Below are 16,253 nucleotides of genomic sequence, written 5' to 3' on the forward strand. Positions count from 1 at the left end.
TTTTTATTTTCGTAATGCTTCCACCGGTTGCAGCCTGCCTGATTTTATAGCCGGGAAGATGCAGGAGAAAAGAGCTGTTAGTATAACTATTATGAGTATCGACGGCAGCTGCTCCCAGGGAAATTCAGGATAGATCATGCTGCTGAAACCAAAGCTGCTCATGGCTTCACCTGCAAATGAAGCTATGTCAATTCCATTTATTGAAAAGTATTCAGTTGCCAGCCATCCAATGAGCAAGCCAAAAGGGGTACCAATAATCGTCAGGAAAACAGTTTCGAGTAAAACGAGCAGAAATAATTTTGCCCGGTTCATCCCCAGTGCCACCATCATCCCGATTTCTCTTGTTCTTTCGAGTATGGCCATCAGCATAGTGTTGATAATGCCAAAGGCCAGTGCCAGCATAATGATCCCTACGATGATGTACATATAGTAATCAAGAGTGTTCACCATCAATTCAGTTTCAGGGGAAATTTCTTTCCATGACTCAACCAATTGGCCCGGGTATTTATTTTTTAAATCCTGCTGAGCTGTCGCCAGGTCATTATCGTTTTTCAAAAGGACAACGATTTCATGAAACGCACCCCCTGTGCCAAGCAATTCATTCAAATCATCCATTTTTACATACACATTCCTTTCATCCAGCGGCGTATTTTCTGTTTGATAAATTCCAGCTATACGAAAAGCTGCGGATACTATATCCGCGGAAGTATCTGTAAAAGTGAGCACCAGTTTGGAGCCGGTTTTCAATTTCATTTTATCTGCAAGCTTTCTGCCTACCAGTATTTCATTTTTCTTTTGTCCGCTAAAACCGTTTCCCTCTTTAATCTTTTTATTTAATTGTGATACTTCATTCTCCAATTCCGATATAATTCCGTTTACCTGCACACCGGCGCTGCCTGCAGGAGTGGCAAGCATTGCTTGTATAACAGATCTTTTTGTAACATTTTTTACAAAGCCGGATGACCGGATATCTTCAAGCTGCTGTTCTTTCCCGCTGACGGTAAATTGCGGTTCAAAATCTTTTTTAAACTCAGGATGATGTATTTGCAGATGCCCCACCTCTGTATCAATCACCGTTCTCACACGACTTACCAGCATGCCCTTTTGCAATGCCAGGGAAGCAATTCCGGCAAACAAGCCAATAGCTACTGATAATGCAATAACAAGGCTCCGTATTTTATTACGCCAAATGTTTCGCCATGCCATTTGTAAAATCATTACGGTAATTTTATTTGTTTTCATCTTCTCATTGCTGCGACCGGTTTCAATCTTATCACTTTGACCGCAGGGTAAAGCGATAATAAAAGCCCGATCAGCAGTACGATTATTCCCTGAACAACAAAATGAACTGCCTCTGTGGATGCCGGGAAAACAGCTTCAAAACCAAATCGTTCATATATTTCAGCCATATCTCCCGAGAACCGTATCGGATGCCTGTTGAGGTATATTACAATGGGCATACTCATTAATAGACCAAGCAGGCAACCGGCGACAACTGTCAAAACGGATTCAAGAAATAGCAATATGACCAGCTTGCGTTTTTTCATGCCAATGGCTACAAGCATACCTATTTCAAATTTTCTTTCCGCCATCATTACCAGCAGTGTTCCGAATATGCCAAAGCAGATCAGAAGGTACAGGATAGCCAGGTATATCTTTGAGCTGGCCGTATCGGTACGGATATGCTGCACCACTTCCGGCATCATTTCCTCCCATGTCATCACTTCATATTCATTACCTATTTGCGAACGCAATGTTGCAGCGGTTGCTTCCAGTGAATTGTTTTCTGCCAATGACACTACATAGGAAGTGAGTTGCCCGTAGGCCCCGTAAAAATCCTGTGCCAATGCCAGCGGCATGAAGAGTACCTTATCATTCAGGTCAGGGGAGCCGAATTTTAAAATACCTTTTATGGGATATTTGCCCGCAGCGGTAGCGCCATGATATCCCTGCCCGATTAGTACAATAGTATCATGCAATTCCAGTTGCAATCTTTTTGCCAATCCTTCTGAAAGTAAAACACTGTTATCATCGGTATTGAGATAATTACCCGCTACTAATTTTTCCTGTAGTTGAGTTATCTTGTTTTCTTCCTGTGGTGATATGCCCACCACGAGGCATCCCTTTGTTATATCTTCTGACGATGCCAGGGCAAAAGATTCAAGGCGGGGACTTACAGAAGTAATATTTTTAAACGATCGTGCCTTTTGTTCTATCTTAACCGATTTTTCAAAACTATTATCCAGTATTTGCTCATCCCAATATCCCTTTTTATGTACCTGCAGATAGCCGCTGTAAAAGCTCACCATGTTTTTTATAAGATTATCAAAAACTCCGTCCTGCAGGCTGCTGGTGACGACGGAAAGAATGACCGCAAAAAAAATTGCCGCCATCGTAATAAGCGTCCGGCTTTTATTTCGCCATATATTTTTCCATGCCAATTTTATCAGCCACATACTAACCCAGTGTTTTCATTTTCTCAGTGGAAAAAAAATTATCGTCAACCGGCTTGTTATACTGAATGCTTTTATAAATCATTTCTGTTTTTTGCCCCTTTTTATCGGCCGGTATCATTTCAAAGCGGGTGGGGATAATCCGATCATGCATCAGCTTTATATCGTAGCTGTTCATCGTATTAATAAGCTTTCCATCCTCATCGTAAAAACGGCTGTGCATTTCGAGGAAATCTTTTTTATCAATACAAACGATTACCCTGCTCCAGACTATTGCAGCGTCCGGTTTGGGTATCATTTGGATAATGTAGCAGTCCCTGTTTTGTATAATGGTATCACCTGTTAATGTATGATGATAATCTTCTACAACCGATGATTCCTTTACCAGGTCGTCATTGGTAAAGTCCGTTCCCATCCAGCTTTGGCTCATCATAGAGGGAGGGAGTTTGATGGTACGCTCTAACGCCGGCATCCAGTTCCATACTTCTCTTTTTCTTTTCAAAAAGACAATACCTTTGTCTTTGGCAGGCGATTGAATTAAGATCATGGCGAGGTTATTTCCTTTCATCCATGTTTTGCATTGCATTTCCCTTGTCCATGCCGGACGAATGGTTTTAATACTCATCTCAGCCTGCATGGTAGTTCCCCGCATTTTTGCATCAGCTTTTTGTATAATTTCTTTTGCATCCTGGGATAAACTGTAGAACGCTGATAAAATATAAAAGACAGTAATGGAAAATTTCATATAGAGACCAAAAAACTAAAATAAGGCGAAGAGATTGATTAATTACTGATGGTGATCATTGATAGTAATGACAAATATTAGCAGGGTATGAAGACAGCCGGATAATCTTCTCCTGAATGTTGGCGTTGTTTGTCGTAATGATAATTTACTTTCTTTTTATCCGATTCAAAGGCTTAAAAATTCTCCCGCCAAGGAGTTAAGTGGTAAAATATTTCGTTGGCTTTCGATAAGCTATTATTGCCCTTTACTTTGTTTTTTGCTTCTTCCTTTCGCTTTTGCTTTTTCTGCTTTCTGAAATAACCCCGCAACAGAAAATTATGTTTTAATGCTTTCATATTCTGGTTAAAGCTATCCGTTCCTTTTTGAATGTTATCAAGGCTGGCGTTTAATTTTATCGCCAGGGCAGAATCTTTAAATAAAGCGTTTACTGTGCCTTTTCCATTATTTATATCCTGTCGAATGCCCGTCACCACTTTACTTATTTCATTGGCCAGGGAATCAGCCTCCTCTCCCACATCTTTATTTTCATAATCGCTTCATTCAGGTTCTGAGCAAAAGATGTATCTGTTAAAAGAGCACCGCCTGAACCTTTACCATTTTTTACATCCATTAATGGCATGCAGGTTATCTGCCATATTACCGGCTTTGTCCGTTGCCCGGCGTATATTGCCAAGTGAAATTCTCAGATCCTGCGGTATTGATTTATCATTGAGCAAAGGCCACAAAGCACTGCTATTGTTAATTTGCCGCACTGTGGTTTTTAAATTATCAGCAATGACATAGCTGTCATTGCTGAACGTCCTACACCCTGGGCGCCTTTGCTGCTGTCATAGCTTAACTGCCTGATGCCGGCGATATCTCCATTTGCTTTGTCTTCATTCACATTTATTGAGCAGGAATTTCTCAGAACAAGTGATGATAACTTTCTAAAAGTGACCATGGTCATTTAACATTTTGACAATAGTCATAAAAATGTCATATAGATATGAATAGCTTGCACCCTGATTTTATCATCAGTTCCTTTCAGACACTCCTATTTTTCAACTAAAACTAAGTTTTATGAGACTATTCAAATCAAAATATACATGGGTAATTACAACTATCGTATTGGCAGTTGGGTATATAGTCAGCTGTACTAAAAACGACCAGGTATTAGATGTGCCACAAGCAATTAACAGCTCTACTGACCTGGTTTCTGTAAAAGTTACAACGGCCCCAACCATTGACGGAACAATTGATCCCATGTGGGAAAACAGCCCCAAGCTTCAATTCAGCACAGCGGTACCGGAAGTAACCGGCGATATTTTCAGAGGTTATACAGGTAATATCATACCCTCAGTTACATTGCGTTCTGCTTATGATGACAATAACATTTATTTCCTTGCTGAGTGGATGGACCCATCCCTTTCATTAACCCGGCAGCCCTGGTATTTTGATCCGGCTACAAAAACCTGGGCACAAGAAAAGGGAGCACCCGTATTTACGACAAACGGATCAGGTGTAGCTACCCTTACAAGGAAGGCATTCTATGAAGATAAACTTGCTTTTCTCTGGAACATAAATAATTCGGTTTCGGGCTGGAATAGTGGCACCTGCTATAAATCCTGTCATACCGGATTGCCAGCAGCTGATGGTTCAAGCAGGCACTATACCAATTTTCCTACTGAAAGAATTGATATGTGGCACTGGAAATCTGTAAGAGGTGGGGTAAATGGAGAATTTCAATTTGAAGATCAGCATCAATACTATAATTACCCTAACGGCAGAAAAGGTGATGACGGAGATGATGTGTATAAAAATAATGTACAAACATTAGGAGCTGTATCTGTTCCTAAATACGTAATCCCCGGCAAAGACAATTATGGATGGATTTTACAATCTGAAATTGATAACAATACTGCAAAAACTGTTACAGCTGTGGATGCTAATGGTGTGCTTACTTTAAGCGATGCAACTACAATCGATCCTAACGTTGGCACTGATTATCAAAGAGTGGGTGCTGGTGTTGGTCCAAAAGCGATTCCTGGTCTTACTATAAATAAATATACAGGCAGTCGTGCAGATATTCCCTGCAAGGCCACCTATACCGGCAGTGGCTGGATACTTGAATTCCAAAGAGCGTTAAAAACCGCTGATTCGGTTAATGATATCGATTTTTCTTCTTTAGCTGACCAGTATTTCGGATTTGCCATTTTCGAAAATGCGCAGATAGCACACTCCATCAAACCTAATCTGGTATTGAAATTTAAAAAATAAATGGTAAGAAGAATTTCTGAAAACCTAAATAATAAAATAATGATACGCCATAAAAAAATAAATGGGTTTTTGGCCAGTCTCACCATGCTTTTGCTCATCGGTTGTTACAAAAACAAAACTGTCATTTTTGATACCGGAGAGGAAATAACAAGACAGGTAAGTTTTACAAGTGATATTATCCCCATTTTTAGCAGTAGTTGCAATATCAGTGGATGTCACAGCGCCGGAAGTAAAGCACCTGATCTAACCGTTGCTAATGCTTACAATTCACTTACGAATGGCGGCTATATTAATACCGGCGATCCGCAAGTCAGCGAATTGTATCTATGGATGACAGGTAAAAAGGGAACACCAATGCCAGTAGGCGGAATAAATAAGGATTTTAATGCTCTTGTAATTGCATGGATAAAACAAGGCGCCCAAAACAATTAAACTAAGTATTATGAAAAGGTATAAAAATATATTGTTGTTTTTGTCTTTCAGTTTCCTTGCAGGCGGGCTATTTGCGCAGGATGAACCGGAAGCTCCGGCAATAAAAAAAGCAAAACCTGTTAAAAACACTTTTGGGAGCGCCTGGTTAATGGATAACCAAACGGTTATAGTGCCTATAAAAGGTACGCTGGAATTTGATATTCAGCACAGGTTTGGAACAGTAGATAATGGTAAAAAAGACCTGTGGGGTATTTTCGCCCCTTCTAATATCAGGTTGGGACTTGCCTATGCACCTGTTAACAAATTATTTGTTGGTGCCGGTTTAACAAAGGAACGGATGCAGGTTGATTTAAATGCCAAATATGCCTTGTTTCAGCAAACCACCAATAACAAAATACCTGTAAGTGTTACTTATTTTGGAAACATGGTAATAGATGCAAGGGATAAAAGCAATTTTCGAAATAGTGTTGACCGGTTTTCTTATTTTAACCAGTTAATCTTTGCACGGAAAATAACAGAAAAATTTTCTGCGCAGGTAGCACCAAGTTTTTCCTGGTTTAATAATGTGGAGGCTTATGTTGATAAGAATGGTGAGATACAGAAAAAAATGGAGAATGGCCACTTTGCCATATCTGTACTCGGCAGATTTAAAATAACAGAAAAATCAGCCATCATTGCCGGTTATGATCAACCACTGACAGAACATGCCACCAACAACCCCCATCCTAATATTTGTTTTGGTTTTGAAACAACTACCAGCTCACATGCGTTTCAGGTATTTATGGGAAATTATTATGGCATAGTACCCCAGAGTAATAATGTTTTTAATAAGAACGATTTCGAGGAAGGTCAGTTTGTAATTGGTTTTAACATTACACGATTGTGGAATTTTTAAAAACCTTAAAACACTATAAACCCGGTTATAAAACCGGTTATTGGGTGTCGATTAAAGCCAGTCCGAATTGACGGGTTGGCTTTTTCACCTCAGAGGTTTATAAAATTTTCAGAATCAGGTTTACCAAAATTTTGCTTGATGAAAGCAATGTATTTTAGCAGAGCATCAATAAGTGTTTCTGACAATAACTTTAATGTATGGAGGATACTTTTTTCAGTTACCTGCACCGGCTTGAATTAATCGCTTTCTTTTCAGGATATCCTTTGATCTATGCCATTGTTTTTTTTATCGCAGGCAGTCGGCCATCAAAAAATAAACTGAAAGGCAAAATATTTTTTCTTTTGCCTTTCGCCTATGCGTTGGTGGGCACCTTATACCTGGGTTTACAATTAAAAACCCTTTATCTTGATCATTCTGTTGAAAATATAAAACAATCGTTCCACCAGCCGTTTTTAATTGGATGGGGATTACTCGCTATGCTTTTCTGGATACCGGCAATTGCCAAAAAACCGGTATTAAGCCTGCTGCACAGCTTTGTTTTTTTCTTCTTCCTGATAAAGGATATGTTCTTTCAATTACCTGCTTTTGCAGTTGACAAAAACATAGTAAGAAATGACATGAAATTATATACGGATAGTCTTCTCCTGAACATAGGGGCTCTTATAACCATTACATTGATTTACTTTTTTCTATTCCGGTTAAAAGACCGTAAAGAATCTTCTGGTGTTTAACCCTGGCCCCCTTACTATTCAAACATTCAACTTTCCTGTATTATCTATTGTCTATCGGCTTGCTGATTTATCCACCTATTTAACTACGGATTTACAATTCTGTGACGAAAGTCATTTTGACTGGTGACGAGCCTCATAAATAAGCTTTTTAGCCGTGGCTAGTTTTATGAAGTTAAAATAATGTTTTCCCAACAAAATTTTTTTATATGAAACTGCTTAATAACAAATTGCTGTTGATCCTGCTGGTTTTTATCAGTGGCTACGGATATATGATAAGTTGTACCCGCGACAACGATTTGCTTGTTCCGATTGAACTCACCCCGCCATTCGTTCCTTCACGGGGCACTAATGTGCATCTGCCGGGTAATATGACTAGAGATAATCCAGATGAGTGGAAATTTGATAAAGCTCACTCCAATGTGCTTTGGTCAACTAATTATAGAGGTGCTGCCGGCTCCCTTACCGGTCGGTTTGACGCATTTGGCATACATGATGTTACCGAGGCGAAAATGGGAGATTCAACTACTTACCCTTATACTGATGTTCTCAACCCATCTCAACCACTAAAGGACTCCTCCTGGGCATTTTATGAAAATGAACCGGCTAAGACTTATTTTAATGGATATGTGCAAATCAATACCAGTAATACCGGAGAACCTCAAAGAGATGGAACCTTCACGTATAAAGGCTGTAATCTTGATGCTCTGGGCACCACTCTAAAGATTCCTAACTATCATAACCTGATGGTAACTAATCTGGCAAAGATCAAAACCACAGAAGTAAAATTTGACCCCGCAAGTAATGGATATATTGTTACCCTGGACCTTACCTGGAGGAATAGATTAACAAAACTACCAGTAACAAAAACAATTGTCGGTACACTAAAATATATCCCAAGGGCCCACCCTACCACTGGAGGAGTTACATATGATGTATTTGGATTGCAATTAAAATTTCAATTCAATTGTCGGGACTTCGGTGTTGAAAGCGCTAGTATTTCAGACTTAATTGATATAGAATGCAACATGAACTTCAATAATAGATAATCACACTTAAATCAACCAATAATGAAACGGCTATTTATATACATGGGGTTGATACTGGCATTGGGGATTGCTTTTACCAGCTGCTATAAGGATATCATTAAACCTACACTGGCAGAAGACCCTGATGGCCCTCCTAAGCAAGTTAGCTTTAAGGCTGAGCTAGAGCCATTATTTAATGCAAATTGTGCCAAATCGGGTTGCCATGTATCAGGAGCGCATAAACCCTACCTGTCAACTGGTATCTCTTACCTGGAAATTGTAAATGGTGGATTTGTAAATCTTGCATTGCCAAAGGAAAGTATCCTGTATAAAAATATATACGGCGAAATGGCGGAGCATATACCCTCTAAAGCTGACAAACAAAAAGTATATGACTGGATCAGAAACGGGGCCCCTAATAATTAAGTGATTTAAAATAGTAACAAAAATGAAACGTAAACTATATATTCCAAAACACCGGATTACGATAGCCGCATCGTTGGTTAGTTGCCTGTTGTTAATCCAGGGAATTCTTAATGCCCAGGATAGCACAGTAGTTGCGGAAGAATCAACTGTCCCTGCCAAAGCCAAACCAGTAAAAAATACATTCCAGAGCGTTTGGATCATCGACAATCAAACCGTTATGGTACCGGTAAAAAAGACTTTTGAAATGGATATTCAACACCGGTTTGGTACAGTTGAAAAAGGGTATGAGGATTTTTGGGGATTCTTTGCACCTTCCAATATCAGGATAGGATTCAGCTATACACCGATCAATAAACTAAATGTTGGCGTTGGCTTTACGAAAACCACCGCTTCTATAATACCTGAGCAAGGAGTTTCATCCGTGACTGGTCCGTTATGGGATGGCAGTCTGAAATATTCAATTATAACCCAAACAAAAGGCATCTACCCGGTTAGCGTTACCTATTATGTCAACGCTGCTTACAATACGAAAAAGGACAAGGCCAAGGATGTGTATAGAAATTATTCTGATCGCCTTTCTTATTTCCATCAATTACTAATTGCCCGGAAGGTCACTGACAAATTATCTGTCCAGGTTGCCCCAAGTATTTCACATCACAACGTGGTGAATGGCTACTTTACAAAATTGAACGATAGTACTTTGAAGATAAAACCCGATATGAAGTTTGATCATTTTGCGATCGCATTATCTGCAAGGTATAAACTGACCAACGTCACTTCCGTAATGATCAATTATGATCAGCCCATTACAAAGCATGTATCCAATAACCCCAATCCAAGTCTTTCTTTTGGTTTGGAGTTTAACACCAGCAGCCACTCCTTCCAGGTGTTTGCAACTAACTATTTTTACTTAGTTCCGCAAATAAACAACCTGTACAACGCTAATTCGCCGTTTAAATATACCGATGCAGCGGATAATAAAATTGAAGGTGGAAAGTTCCTGATAGGTTTTAACATAACCAGGCTTTGGAATTACTAGATCAGTTTAATGCAGTATGAGTATAAACGTTGGTTTTTTGAAAGCCCCGGAATAGGTTGCCGGGGCTTTTTATTCAGTTATCTTAAAGACCTTCCTGATTTATCAGAAACAGGGAAAATGCAATTCCGGAAATTATCTTAATTTATGCATCACATAATTGGCGCCAAGGGCATGAAAATTTCAGACCAAATGAGATATCAATTTATTGGATATTTTTTATTGCTTATGGTAGTTTCCGCCTGTTCGGACTTATCCCGGCAAAAAAATTCTGCGCAAAACAATATTAAAAACACAGATACTGCAATAAATAAGCCCCCCGGCAGTTTTTCAGACACCATAACTATTAATTTTCCTGCTGCCGTTTTTTACAACCCCGATTCACTGCAGCTTGAAAAAATAAAGGCCATCCTTAAAAAAATGGAATTTGAAAGCATCGTACATGAATGTTTTTACCAGATGAGGAATGCCCGGATGTCGCTGAAAAATTACTGGCCGCAAATCCGCATAATAGAAGCATCAAAAGCCCGGTATCTTCTCTTTGTTAAATCCGATAAAAGTAAAATTTTTATTGACCTGGACACCAAAAATGATATATGCGGTTTATTTTTATTTAACCAGGTTAAGAATCCTCTGCTGGCTGATATGCCAAATATTGGTACAGAATTGGAATTTTATTTTCTTAAATAGATTAATTGTTGAAATATAAAAGCAAAAGTCATTAATCTTCATCAATGGCTTACGTGATTAAAATCATATAAAAATTATGTATTGCTTATTCATGAATCGTCCCTTTTTTGGTATCTTACTATCGGATTTTTAATCTAAGAGCAAAAGAATATTAGTAATAAATAAATTTTAGTAATCATGAAAGAAAAATTATTGAAACCACTTGCACTTTTATTGAGCGGTGCGTTTTTCTTTAGTATATTCTCCGGGTTTATCCTGTACCAGCAAAAAGCCTGGCCGGTTCCGGATAATTATAAAAACATGAAAAATCCTGTAGCTTCCAATGCAACATCTATCGCAGAGGGGAAAGCGTTGTATGCAACACATTGCAAATCCTGCCATGGTGCAAAAGGGCTGGGAGATGGTAACAAAGCCGCCCAGTTAAAAACCGAGCCTGGTGATTTTTCAACAGCCGCATTTCATTCACAGAGTGATGGTTCGCTTTTTTATAAAACATCCGAAGGCCGCGACGATATGCCCAATTTTAAAAAGAAAATACCTGATGCAGAAGAAAGATGGGCTATCGTGAATTACATGAGAACGCTTAAAAAATAACTTTCTTAAATAGTAATAGTAAATGAGCGACCGGCCTGAGATATTCAGGCCGGTCGTTTTTTGCACGGTACAATCCTGATGAAAATCATATAATCCAGTGAGTACGGTAATACTGTGCTAATAAAGCACAGGTTAATTTGTGGTATTAAATTAATGCTGCATTTTTTTATGGAACAAGCAAAACCTAAATCCAACAGAAAAAAGTTCCTGCTTTGGGGAGCCACCATTCTTTCTTCTATTACCGTATTGAAATTTCTGCCCTATAACAAGAAAAAGAATAATGAACCTGGTAATGAAACAGTGAAAATGCTAACCAGGGACGGCAAACTGGTAGAAATTGATAAAAAACTCCTGGCATCCTCCGGGAAAAAGATCAGCGACAAGGAATTGCAGAAATGGGTAAAAAAATAAATCTGTTAAGTGTAAAACCAATTAGCAATGAGCTGTAACTGCAACAAAGAAGAGTGTAACAACAATAATTCCCGGAGAGAGTTTCTCCTGACGGGTTTGATGGCAACAATCGCAGCCGTTGGATGCGGTGACAGTCAAACGCCTTTTGCCCGTGATGAAGAAGTTGCTTTGTCAGGAGAAAAAGTTAAACTGCTTTCGGTAGATGGGCAGGTGATAGAAGTGGATAAGGCTTTTTTGAAACCGGTACCTGATCTTCCCAGGTTATCCAATAGTGAGGAGAGAAAAGGAATAGAAGGGAAAAAATTCGTGATGGTCATAGATCTTTCCAGATGTAAGAATGTGGGGGCTTGCAAAACAGCCTGCAATCATGCTCACGGATTAAATCCCGGCCAGAATTGGATAAAAGTTCTATCCATGCAGGATGCAGAAAAGACAGCTCCTTACTGGCAACCCACTACCTGTATGCATTGCGACGAACCACCTTGTGTAAAGGTTTGCCCCGTAGATGCAACATTTAAGCGCCAGGATGGAATTGTGCTGATAGATAGTGACCGCTGTATTGGTTGCCGTTTTTGTATGGCCGCCTGTCCTTATTCTACCAGGGTTTTCAATTGGCAGGAACCAATTTTGGAAGAAACAGTAGCCGCGCAGCCTTACTCGTGTGAAACCAGTATGCCACAGAAAATAGGCACGGTTAGTAAATGCGATTTCTGCCCGGATATGGCAAGAAAAGGAGAATTGCCGCATTGCGTATCCGCTTGTCCCAATGGTGTTTTCATGTTTGGCGATATGAATGAAGATTCTGTAACAAACGGTGCGGAAACTTTTCGTTTCAGCGAACTAATAAAAGATAAATCAGGTTACCGGCTGATGGAAGACCTTGGTACAAAACCCAGTGTTTATTATTTGCCACCGGTCAACCGCAATTTCCCCTTTGAATCAGGATTAGAAAATCAAAGCCCGGTTGATCAACAACATCATTAAAATTACTGCTCGTGGAAAATTCATCTTTTTTATCAAGCGAACAAATCACCCGGGATCTGCTTCCTCAAAAATTTGGAAAACGAGGAATGATCTGGACGGGTCTGCTCATCTTTTTATGCCTGGTTGGCGCTTTTGCATATTATCGCCAGCTCAGGAACGGCCTTGCAGTAACCAATATGGGCGATTACGTTTCCTGGGGAATCTATATTTCCAACTTTGTATTCTTTGTAGCCATTAGTTTGGTAGGATCACTGATCACGGCCATCTTCCGCCTCGCGAATGTAAAATGGGCTACACCACTGACAAGAATCGCGGAGATCATTGCCGTTTCAGCAATTATATTCGCATCCCTTATCATCATTGTAGATATGGGTCGTCCGGAAAGAATGCTAAACCTGTTTATACATGGTCGTATTCAATCGCCCATCATGTGGGATGTAGTAGTTATCAGCACGTATTTCGTCATTAGTTTATTATTGTTGTATTTCCCGTTATTACCTGATCTTAAAATACTGATCAAATTCAAAGAAAAATCCAGTAAGGCCCTGAATAGATTATACCGCTTCCAGGGCTCATTTTGGAAAGGAACTGATCAGCAGTTTAAAATAAGTGAGCGGGCCATTACTATACTTTGCATAGCCATCATACCGGTTGCTTTTAGTATTCACACCGTTACTTCCTGGTTGTTTGCAACTACCTACCGTGTTGGTTGGGACAGCACTAACTTCGGCGCCTACTTTATTTCAGGAGCGTTCCTGGTGGGAGCTGGTGGGGTGGTAGTAGCGATGTATGTATTCAGGAGAAACTACCGCCTGGAAAAATATATTACAGAAATGCATTTTGAGAAAATGGGAAGAATTGTGGTTATGCTCTCTCTTCTTTACTTGTATTTCAATATTAATGAATACATCGTTCCGGCCTTCAAAATGAAAAAATCGGAAGAAACGCATTTAGCCGGACTGTTTACAGGTGAGTATGCAGCAATGTTTTGGATTACCATCGCGGTGGGTATGATCATCCCTGTTATTATGCTATTATTCAGAAAAGGAAGAAAGCCGTTACCAATGTTTATAGCAGGTATCATGATAGTAGTGGGTGCATGGTTTAAACGCTACCTGATTGTAACACCTACCTTGTTGCATCCCTTCTTACCTATACAGGATGTTCCGGCCAGTTATCATCATTATTTCCCCAGTTGGGAAGAGTGGGCTATTACCATTGGTTCCCTGGCAGGGGCATTATTAGTCATTACTTTTCTTGTAAGAATTTATCCGATCATTCCCATTCAGGAAACGATAACCGAACAACATGCAGAAGTGACGGGCAAACAAGAAGAGATAAGCAATGATTCAGGTGCTCAGCGACCGGTAGAAATAGCGTGATGAACCTGGTTAAGGGGTTCATTTGACAAAAGACTTAAAAGATTTCAAATGAAAAAGATGAAAAGAAATAAATACATTTTGCTCCTATTACCATTCCTATGTTTCATGATGGCCGGCAAAGTTGCAGCACAGGAAGATTCTGTAGTTGCCAAAGAACTGGTCAAGTTGAAATATTTCAATGATAACAATAGTGTACAGTACCTTCTACTCGAAAATTTATTGAAAACCGGCAAGAAGATAGAGCCGTTGAAAGATAAAGTATTTCAGATATACCTTGACAGTAACAAAACTGAGAATTTGATAGCGGAAGTGAAAACGGATAAAAACGGTAAAGCAAAAACCTTTCTGCCAGTTTATTTAAAAACTATATGGGAAGAAACCCCCTTGCATAAATTTATAGCTGTTCCTGCAGGAAAAGAAGATATAACTGAATTAGAAATTGCCAAAGCAAAAATCTTGATTGATACAGCTTCGGAAGAAGAAGGCCGGAGTATAATAGTGCAGGTTCAAAAGTATGAGAATGGGGAATGGCTACCGGCTAATGAAGTGGAAATGAGAGTCGGTGTTCATCGCCTTGGTGGCATATTATCTGCCAATGAGGATGCCACTTTTACAACAGATTCCAGTGGCAGCATCAAGGTTGATTTCAAAAGAGACAGTCTCCCGGGAGATCAAAAAGGAAATATTGTATTGATAGCTAAAGTCGAAGACAATGACCAATATGGAAACCTGATGATCGAAAAAACAGTTCCCTGGGGTGTAGTTGTTAAACCCGGTAGTAATTTCTTTGATCAGCGAGCACTATGGGCAACCAGGTTCAGAACGCCCCTTTGGTTATTATTCATGGCGAATTCAATAATAATTGGGGTGTGGGTAACTATTTTTTACCTGGTATTCCAAATTATCAGAATAAAAAAGATAGGAACGCCGTCTTCTTAATATACCGGCAAGGCTAATAACTCACCGCTGTATCAGTGCCCAAAAATCATGACATACCTGGTATTTGAAACAACTAAACAGATCTAAAGAATAAGGCTAAATTTTAGTTTGAAAAGTCAATAGCTGTAATAGGTCAATTGTCAGTGCCTGATGTAGTATCAAGACAAGATAAAGTGGGCTGGCATTCTATTTTGGTGCGGATTAAAGTGGTATGATATTCCCCCTTTGGGGGCCGATATTAATTGTCCTTTACTGTGCTTTTTGCTTCCTCCTTACGTTTTTGCTTTTCCTGCTTTCTGAAATAACCCCGCAACAGAAAATTATGTTTTAATGCTTTCATATTCTGGTTAAAGCCATCCGTTCCTTTTTGAATGTTATCAAGGCTGGCGTTTAATTTCATCGCCATTGCAGAATCTTTAAATAATGCGTTTACTGTGCCTTTTCCATTATTTATATCCTGTCGAATTTCCGCTACCACTTTACTTATTTCATTGGCCAGGGAATCAGCCTCCTCTCCCACATCTTTTATTTTCATAATCGCTTCATTCAGGTTATGTGCAAAAGATGTATCAGTTAAAATAGTACCAACTGAACCTTTACCATTTTTTACATCCATTATAATGGCATGCAGGTTATCTGCCATATTACCGGCTTTGCCCGTTGCCTGGCGTATATTGGCAAGTGAAATTCTCAGATCCTGCGGTATTGATTTATCATTGAGCAAAGCCCACAGGGCACTGCTATTGTTAATTTGCCGCACCGTGGTTTTTAAATTGTCTGCAATAACAGCTATATCATTATTGGTTTTATAGAGAGTTTGCAGCATCTCATCGGTATTCACCGCTTTTTTTGAGGCCAGTATATCGCCTTCTTCCGCTAATGGACCGGGCTCCCCGGCCGGAACAATATTCACTACTTTATTGCCTACCAGGCCGTCAGTTCCTATAGAGGCAATTGCATTTTTCCTGATAATAGGTTTCATTTTTGTATCAATGATCATCGTCACTTCAATAACAGTGTCACTCAGAATTTTAATTCTTTTAACCGTACCTGCCTGAATACCGGAAAAACGAATATTGTTTCCCGCTACAAGTCCCTGTACATTTTCAAATCTTGCTTTTAAAATATACGTTGATCCAAACAAATTCCTGTTTTTCCCGATCATGTATAGCAATAAAACCAGGAATAATAGTCCGCCTAATACGAACGCTCCTAATTTTATGTTGCTAATAACCCGTTTTGCCATAAGTTTAG

The 16,253-nt window shown here is 39.4% G+C and carries 20 protein-coding genes; 13 read left to right on the plus strand and 7 right to left on the minus strand.

Annotated features, from left to right (window positions below; translation table 11 throughout):
* Positions 1-3 precede the first annotated feature (3 nt).
* The 6 genes from ACFEL9_RS18730 to ACFEL9_RS18755 form a co-directional block, all read right to left on the minus strand.
* A complete protein-coding gene (locus ACFEL9_RS18730) occupies positions 4-1,218 on the minus strand; it encodes an ABC transporter permease (protein WP_385893465.1) in 1,215 nt (404 codons plus the stop codon).
* Between the two features lie 20 nt (positions 1,219-1,238).
* Positions 1,239-2,456 (minus strand): ABC transporter permease, encoded by a 1,218-nt coding sequence (locus ACFEL9_RS18735; protein ID WP_385893467.1) that lies wholly within the window; start codon positions 2,454-2,456, stop codon positions 1,239-1,241.
* 1 nt (position 2,457) lies between these two features.
* The gene (locus tag ACFEL9_RS18740) at positions 2,458-3,198 is read right to left on the minus strand and encodes an outer membrane lipoprotein-sorting protein (protein ID WP_385893470.1); all 741 of its coding nucleotides are present in this window, start codon (positions 3,196-3,198) and stop codon (positions 2,458-2,460) included.
* A gap of 173 nt (positions 3,199-3,371) precedes the next feature.
* A complete protein-coding gene (locus ACFEL9_RS18745; RefSeq protein WP_385893473.1) occupies positions 3,372-3,713 on the minus strand; it encodes a hypothetical protein in 342 nt (113 codons plus the stop codon).
* A 75-nt stretch (positions 3,714-3,788) separates the two neighbouring features.
* Entirely contained in the window at positions 3,789-3,950 is a 162-nt protein-coding gene (locus ACFEL9_RS18750; protein WP_385893476.1) for a hypothetical protein, read from the minus strand.
* Positions 3,951-3,958: 8 nt separating this feature from the next.
* Positions 3,959-4,144, minus strand: a complete 186-nt coding sequence (locus ACFEL9_RS18755) for a hypothetical protein (protein WP_385893478.1) — start codon at positions 4,142-4,144, stop codon at positions 3,959-3,961.
* 113 nt (positions 4,145-4,257) lie between these two features.
* Here ACFEL9_RS18755 and ACFEL9_RS18760 point away from each other — a divergent pair, with 113 nt between their 5' ends.
* The 13 genes from ACFEL9_RS18760 to ACFEL9_RS18820 all read left to right on the plus strand — a co-directional run bounded on the left by ACFEL9_RS18760 (position 4,258) and on the right by ACFEL9_RS18820 (position 14,999).
* Positions 4,258-5,454, plus strand: coding sequence for an ethylbenzene dehydrogenase-related protein (locus ACFEL9_RS18760; protein WP_385893480.1), 1,197 nt, complete (start codon positions 4,258-4,260; stop codon positions 5,452-5,454).
* A 39-nt stretch (positions 5,455-5,493) separates the two neighbouring features.
* Positions 5,494-5,886: a hypothetical protein gene (locus tag ACFEL9_RS18765; RefSeq protein WP_385893481.1), complete on the plus strand. Its 393-nt coding sequence runs from the start codon at positions 5,494-5,496 to the stop codon at positions 5,884-5,886.
* A 10-nt stretch (positions 5,887-5,896) separates the two neighbouring features.
* Positions 5,897-6,781, plus strand: coding sequence for a DUF5777 family beta-barrel protein (locus ACFEL9_RS18770; RefSeq protein ID WP_385893483.1), 885 nt, complete (start codon positions 5,897-5,899; stop codon positions 6,779-6,781).
* A gap of 197 nt (positions 6,782-6,978) precedes the next feature.
* Positions 6,979-7,512, plus strand: a complete 534-nt coding sequence (locus ACFEL9_RS18775; RefSeq protein ID WP_385893485.1) for a hypothetical protein — start codon at positions 6,979-6,981, stop codon at positions 7,510-7,512.
* A gap of 206 nt (positions 7,513-7,718) precedes the next feature.
* Positions 7,719-8,558: a YceI family protein gene (locus ACFEL9_RS18780; RefSeq protein ID WP_385893487.1), complete on the plus strand. Its 840-nt coding sequence runs from the start codon at positions 7,719-7,721 to the stop codon at positions 8,556-8,558.
* A 21-nt stretch (positions 8,559-8,579) separates the two neighbouring features.
* The gene (locus ACFEL9_RS18785) at positions 8,580-8,963 is read left to right on the plus strand and encodes a hypothetical protein (protein WP_385893488.1); all 384 of its coding nucleotides are present in this window, start codon (positions 8,580-8,582) and stop codon (positions 8,961-8,963) included.
* 22 nt (positions 8,964-8,985) lie between these two features.
* Positions 8,986-10,002 (plus strand): DUF5777 family beta-barrel protein, encoded by a 1,017-nt coding sequence (locus ACFEL9_RS18790; RefSeq protein ID WP_385893490.1) that lies wholly within the window; start codon positions 8,986-8,988, stop codon positions 10,000-10,002.
* A gap of 189 nt (positions 10,003-10,191) precedes the next feature.
* Positions 10,192-10,689, plus strand: a complete 498-nt coding sequence (locus ACFEL9_RS18795; protein ID WP_385893492.1) for a hypothetical protein — start codon at positions 10,192-10,194, stop codon at positions 10,687-10,689.
* 177 nt (positions 10,690-10,866) lie between these two features.
* Entirely contained in the window at positions 10,867-11,283 is a 417-nt protein-coding gene (locus ACFEL9_RS18800) for a c-type cytochrome (RefSeq protein ID WP_385893494.1), read from the plus strand.
* A 168-nt stretch (positions 11,284-11,451) separates the two neighbouring features.
* Complete coding sequence (locus ACFEL9_RS18805; RefSeq protein ID WP_385893496.1) at positions 11,452-11,694, plus strand: hypothetical protein; 243 nt, start codon at positions 11,452-11,454, stop codon at positions 11,692-11,694.
* A gap of 27 nt (positions 11,695-11,721) precedes the next feature.
* Positions 11,722-12,678, plus strand: a complete 957-nt coding sequence (locus ACFEL9_RS18810; RefSeq protein ID WP_385893498.1) for a 4Fe-4S dicluster domain-containing protein — start codon at positions 11,722-11,724, stop codon at positions 12,676-12,678.
* Positions 12,679-12,689: 11 nt separating this feature from the next.
* Positions 12,690-14,060 (plus strand): NrfD/PsrC family molybdoenzyme membrane anchor subunit, encoded by a 1,371-nt coding sequence (gene nrfD / locus ACFEL9_RS18815; RefSeq protein ID WP_385893499.1) that lies wholly within the window; start codon positions 12,690-12,692, stop codon positions 14,058-14,060.
* Between the two features lie 48 nt (positions 14,061-14,108).
* Positions 14,109-14,999 carry a hypothetical protein gene (locus tag ACFEL9_RS18820; RefSeq protein ID WP_385893501.1) on the plus strand — a complete coding sequence of 297 codons (891 nt, stop codon included), beginning with the start codon at positions 14,109-14,111 and terminating at the stop codon, positions 14,997-14,999.
* Positions 15,000-15,237: 238 nt separating this feature from the next.
* Here ACFEL9_RS18820 and ACFEL9_RS18825 read toward each other — a convergent pair whose 3' ends face one another.
* Entirely contained in the window at positions 15,238-16,245 is a 1,008-nt protein-coding gene (locus tag ACFEL9_RS18825) for an MlaD family protein (protein WP_385893503.1), read from the minus strand.
* Positions 16,246-16,253: the final 8 nt, after the last annotated feature.

The organism is Terrimonas alba (assembly GCF_042434975.1).
Classification (GTDB): Bacteria; Bacteroidota; Bacteroidia; order Chitinophagales; family Chitinophagaceae; genus Terrimonas_B; species Terrimonas_B alba.

Excerpts from the sequence above, each read along its gene's own strand:
- ACFEL9_RS18730 (WP_385893465.1), bottom strand. The coding sequence starts at position 1,218 with ATGATTTTACAAATGGCATGGCGAAACATTTGGCGTAATAAAATACGG.
- ACFEL9_RS18735 (WP_385893467.1), bottom strand. The coding sequence starts at position 2,456 with ATGTGGCTGATAAAATTGGCATGGAAAAATATATGGCGAAATAAAAGC.
- ACFEL9_RS18740 (WP_385893470.1), bottom strand. The coding sequence starts at position 3,198 with ATGAAATTTTCCATTACTGTCTTTTATATTTTATCAGCGTTCTACAGT.
- ACFEL9_RS18755 (WP_385893478.1), bottom strand. The coding sequence starts at position 4,144 with ATGACCATGGTCACTTTTAGAAAGTTATCATCACTTGTTCTGAGAAAT.
- ACFEL9_RS18760 (WP_385893480.1), top strand. The coding sequence starts at position 4,258 with ATGAGACTATTCAAATCAAAATATACATGGGTAATTACAACTATCGTA.
- ACFEL9_RS18765 (WP_385893481.1), top strand. The coding sequence starts at position 5,494 with ATGATACGCCATAAAAAAATAAATGGGTTTTTGGCCAGTCTCACCATG.
- ACFEL9_RS18770 (WP_385893483.1), top strand. The coding sequence starts at position 5,897 with ATGAAAAGGTATAAAAATATATTGTTGTTTTTGTCTTTCAGTTTCCTT.
- ACFEL9_RS18775 (WP_385893485.1), top strand. The coding sequence starts at position 6,979 with ATGGAGGATACTTTTTTCAGTTACCTGCACCGGCTTGAATTAATCGCT.
- ACFEL9_RS18780 (WP_385893487.1), top strand. The coding sequence starts at position 7,719 with ATGAAACTGCTTAATAACAAATTGCTGTTGATCCTGCTGGTTTTTATC.
- ACFEL9_RS18785 (WP_385893488.1), top strand. The coding sequence starts at position 8,580 with ATGAAACGGCTATTTATATACATGGGGTTGATACTGGCATTGGGGATT.
- ACFEL9_RS18790 (WP_385893490.1), top strand. The coding sequence starts at position 8,986 with ATGAAACGTAAACTATATATTCCAAAACACCGGATTACGATAGCCGCA.
- ACFEL9_RS18795 (WP_385893492.1), top strand. The coding sequence starts at position 10,192 with ATGAGATATCAATTTATTGGATATTTTTTATTGCTTATGGTAGTTTCC.
- ACFEL9_RS18800 (WP_385893494.1), top strand. The coding sequence starts at position 10,867 with ATGAAAGAAAAATTATTGAAACCACTTGCACTTTTATTGAGCGGTGCG.
- ACFEL9_RS18805 (WP_385893496.1), top strand. The coding sequence starts at position 11,452 with ATGGAACAAGCAAAACCTAAATCCAACAGAAAAAAGTTCCTGCTTTGG.
- ACFEL9_RS18810 (WP_385893498.1), top strand. The coding sequence starts at position 11,722 with ATGAGCTGTAACTGCAACAAAGAAGAGTGTAACAACAATAATTCCCGG.
- ACFEL9_RS18820 (WP_385893501.1), top strand. The coding sequence starts at position 14,109 with ATGAAAAAGATGAAAAGAAATAAATACATTTTGCTCCTATTACCATTC.
- ACFEL9_RS18825 (WP_385893503.1), bottom strand. The coding sequence starts at position 16,245 with ATGGCAAAACGGGTTATTAGCAACATAAAATTAGGAGCGTTCGTATTA.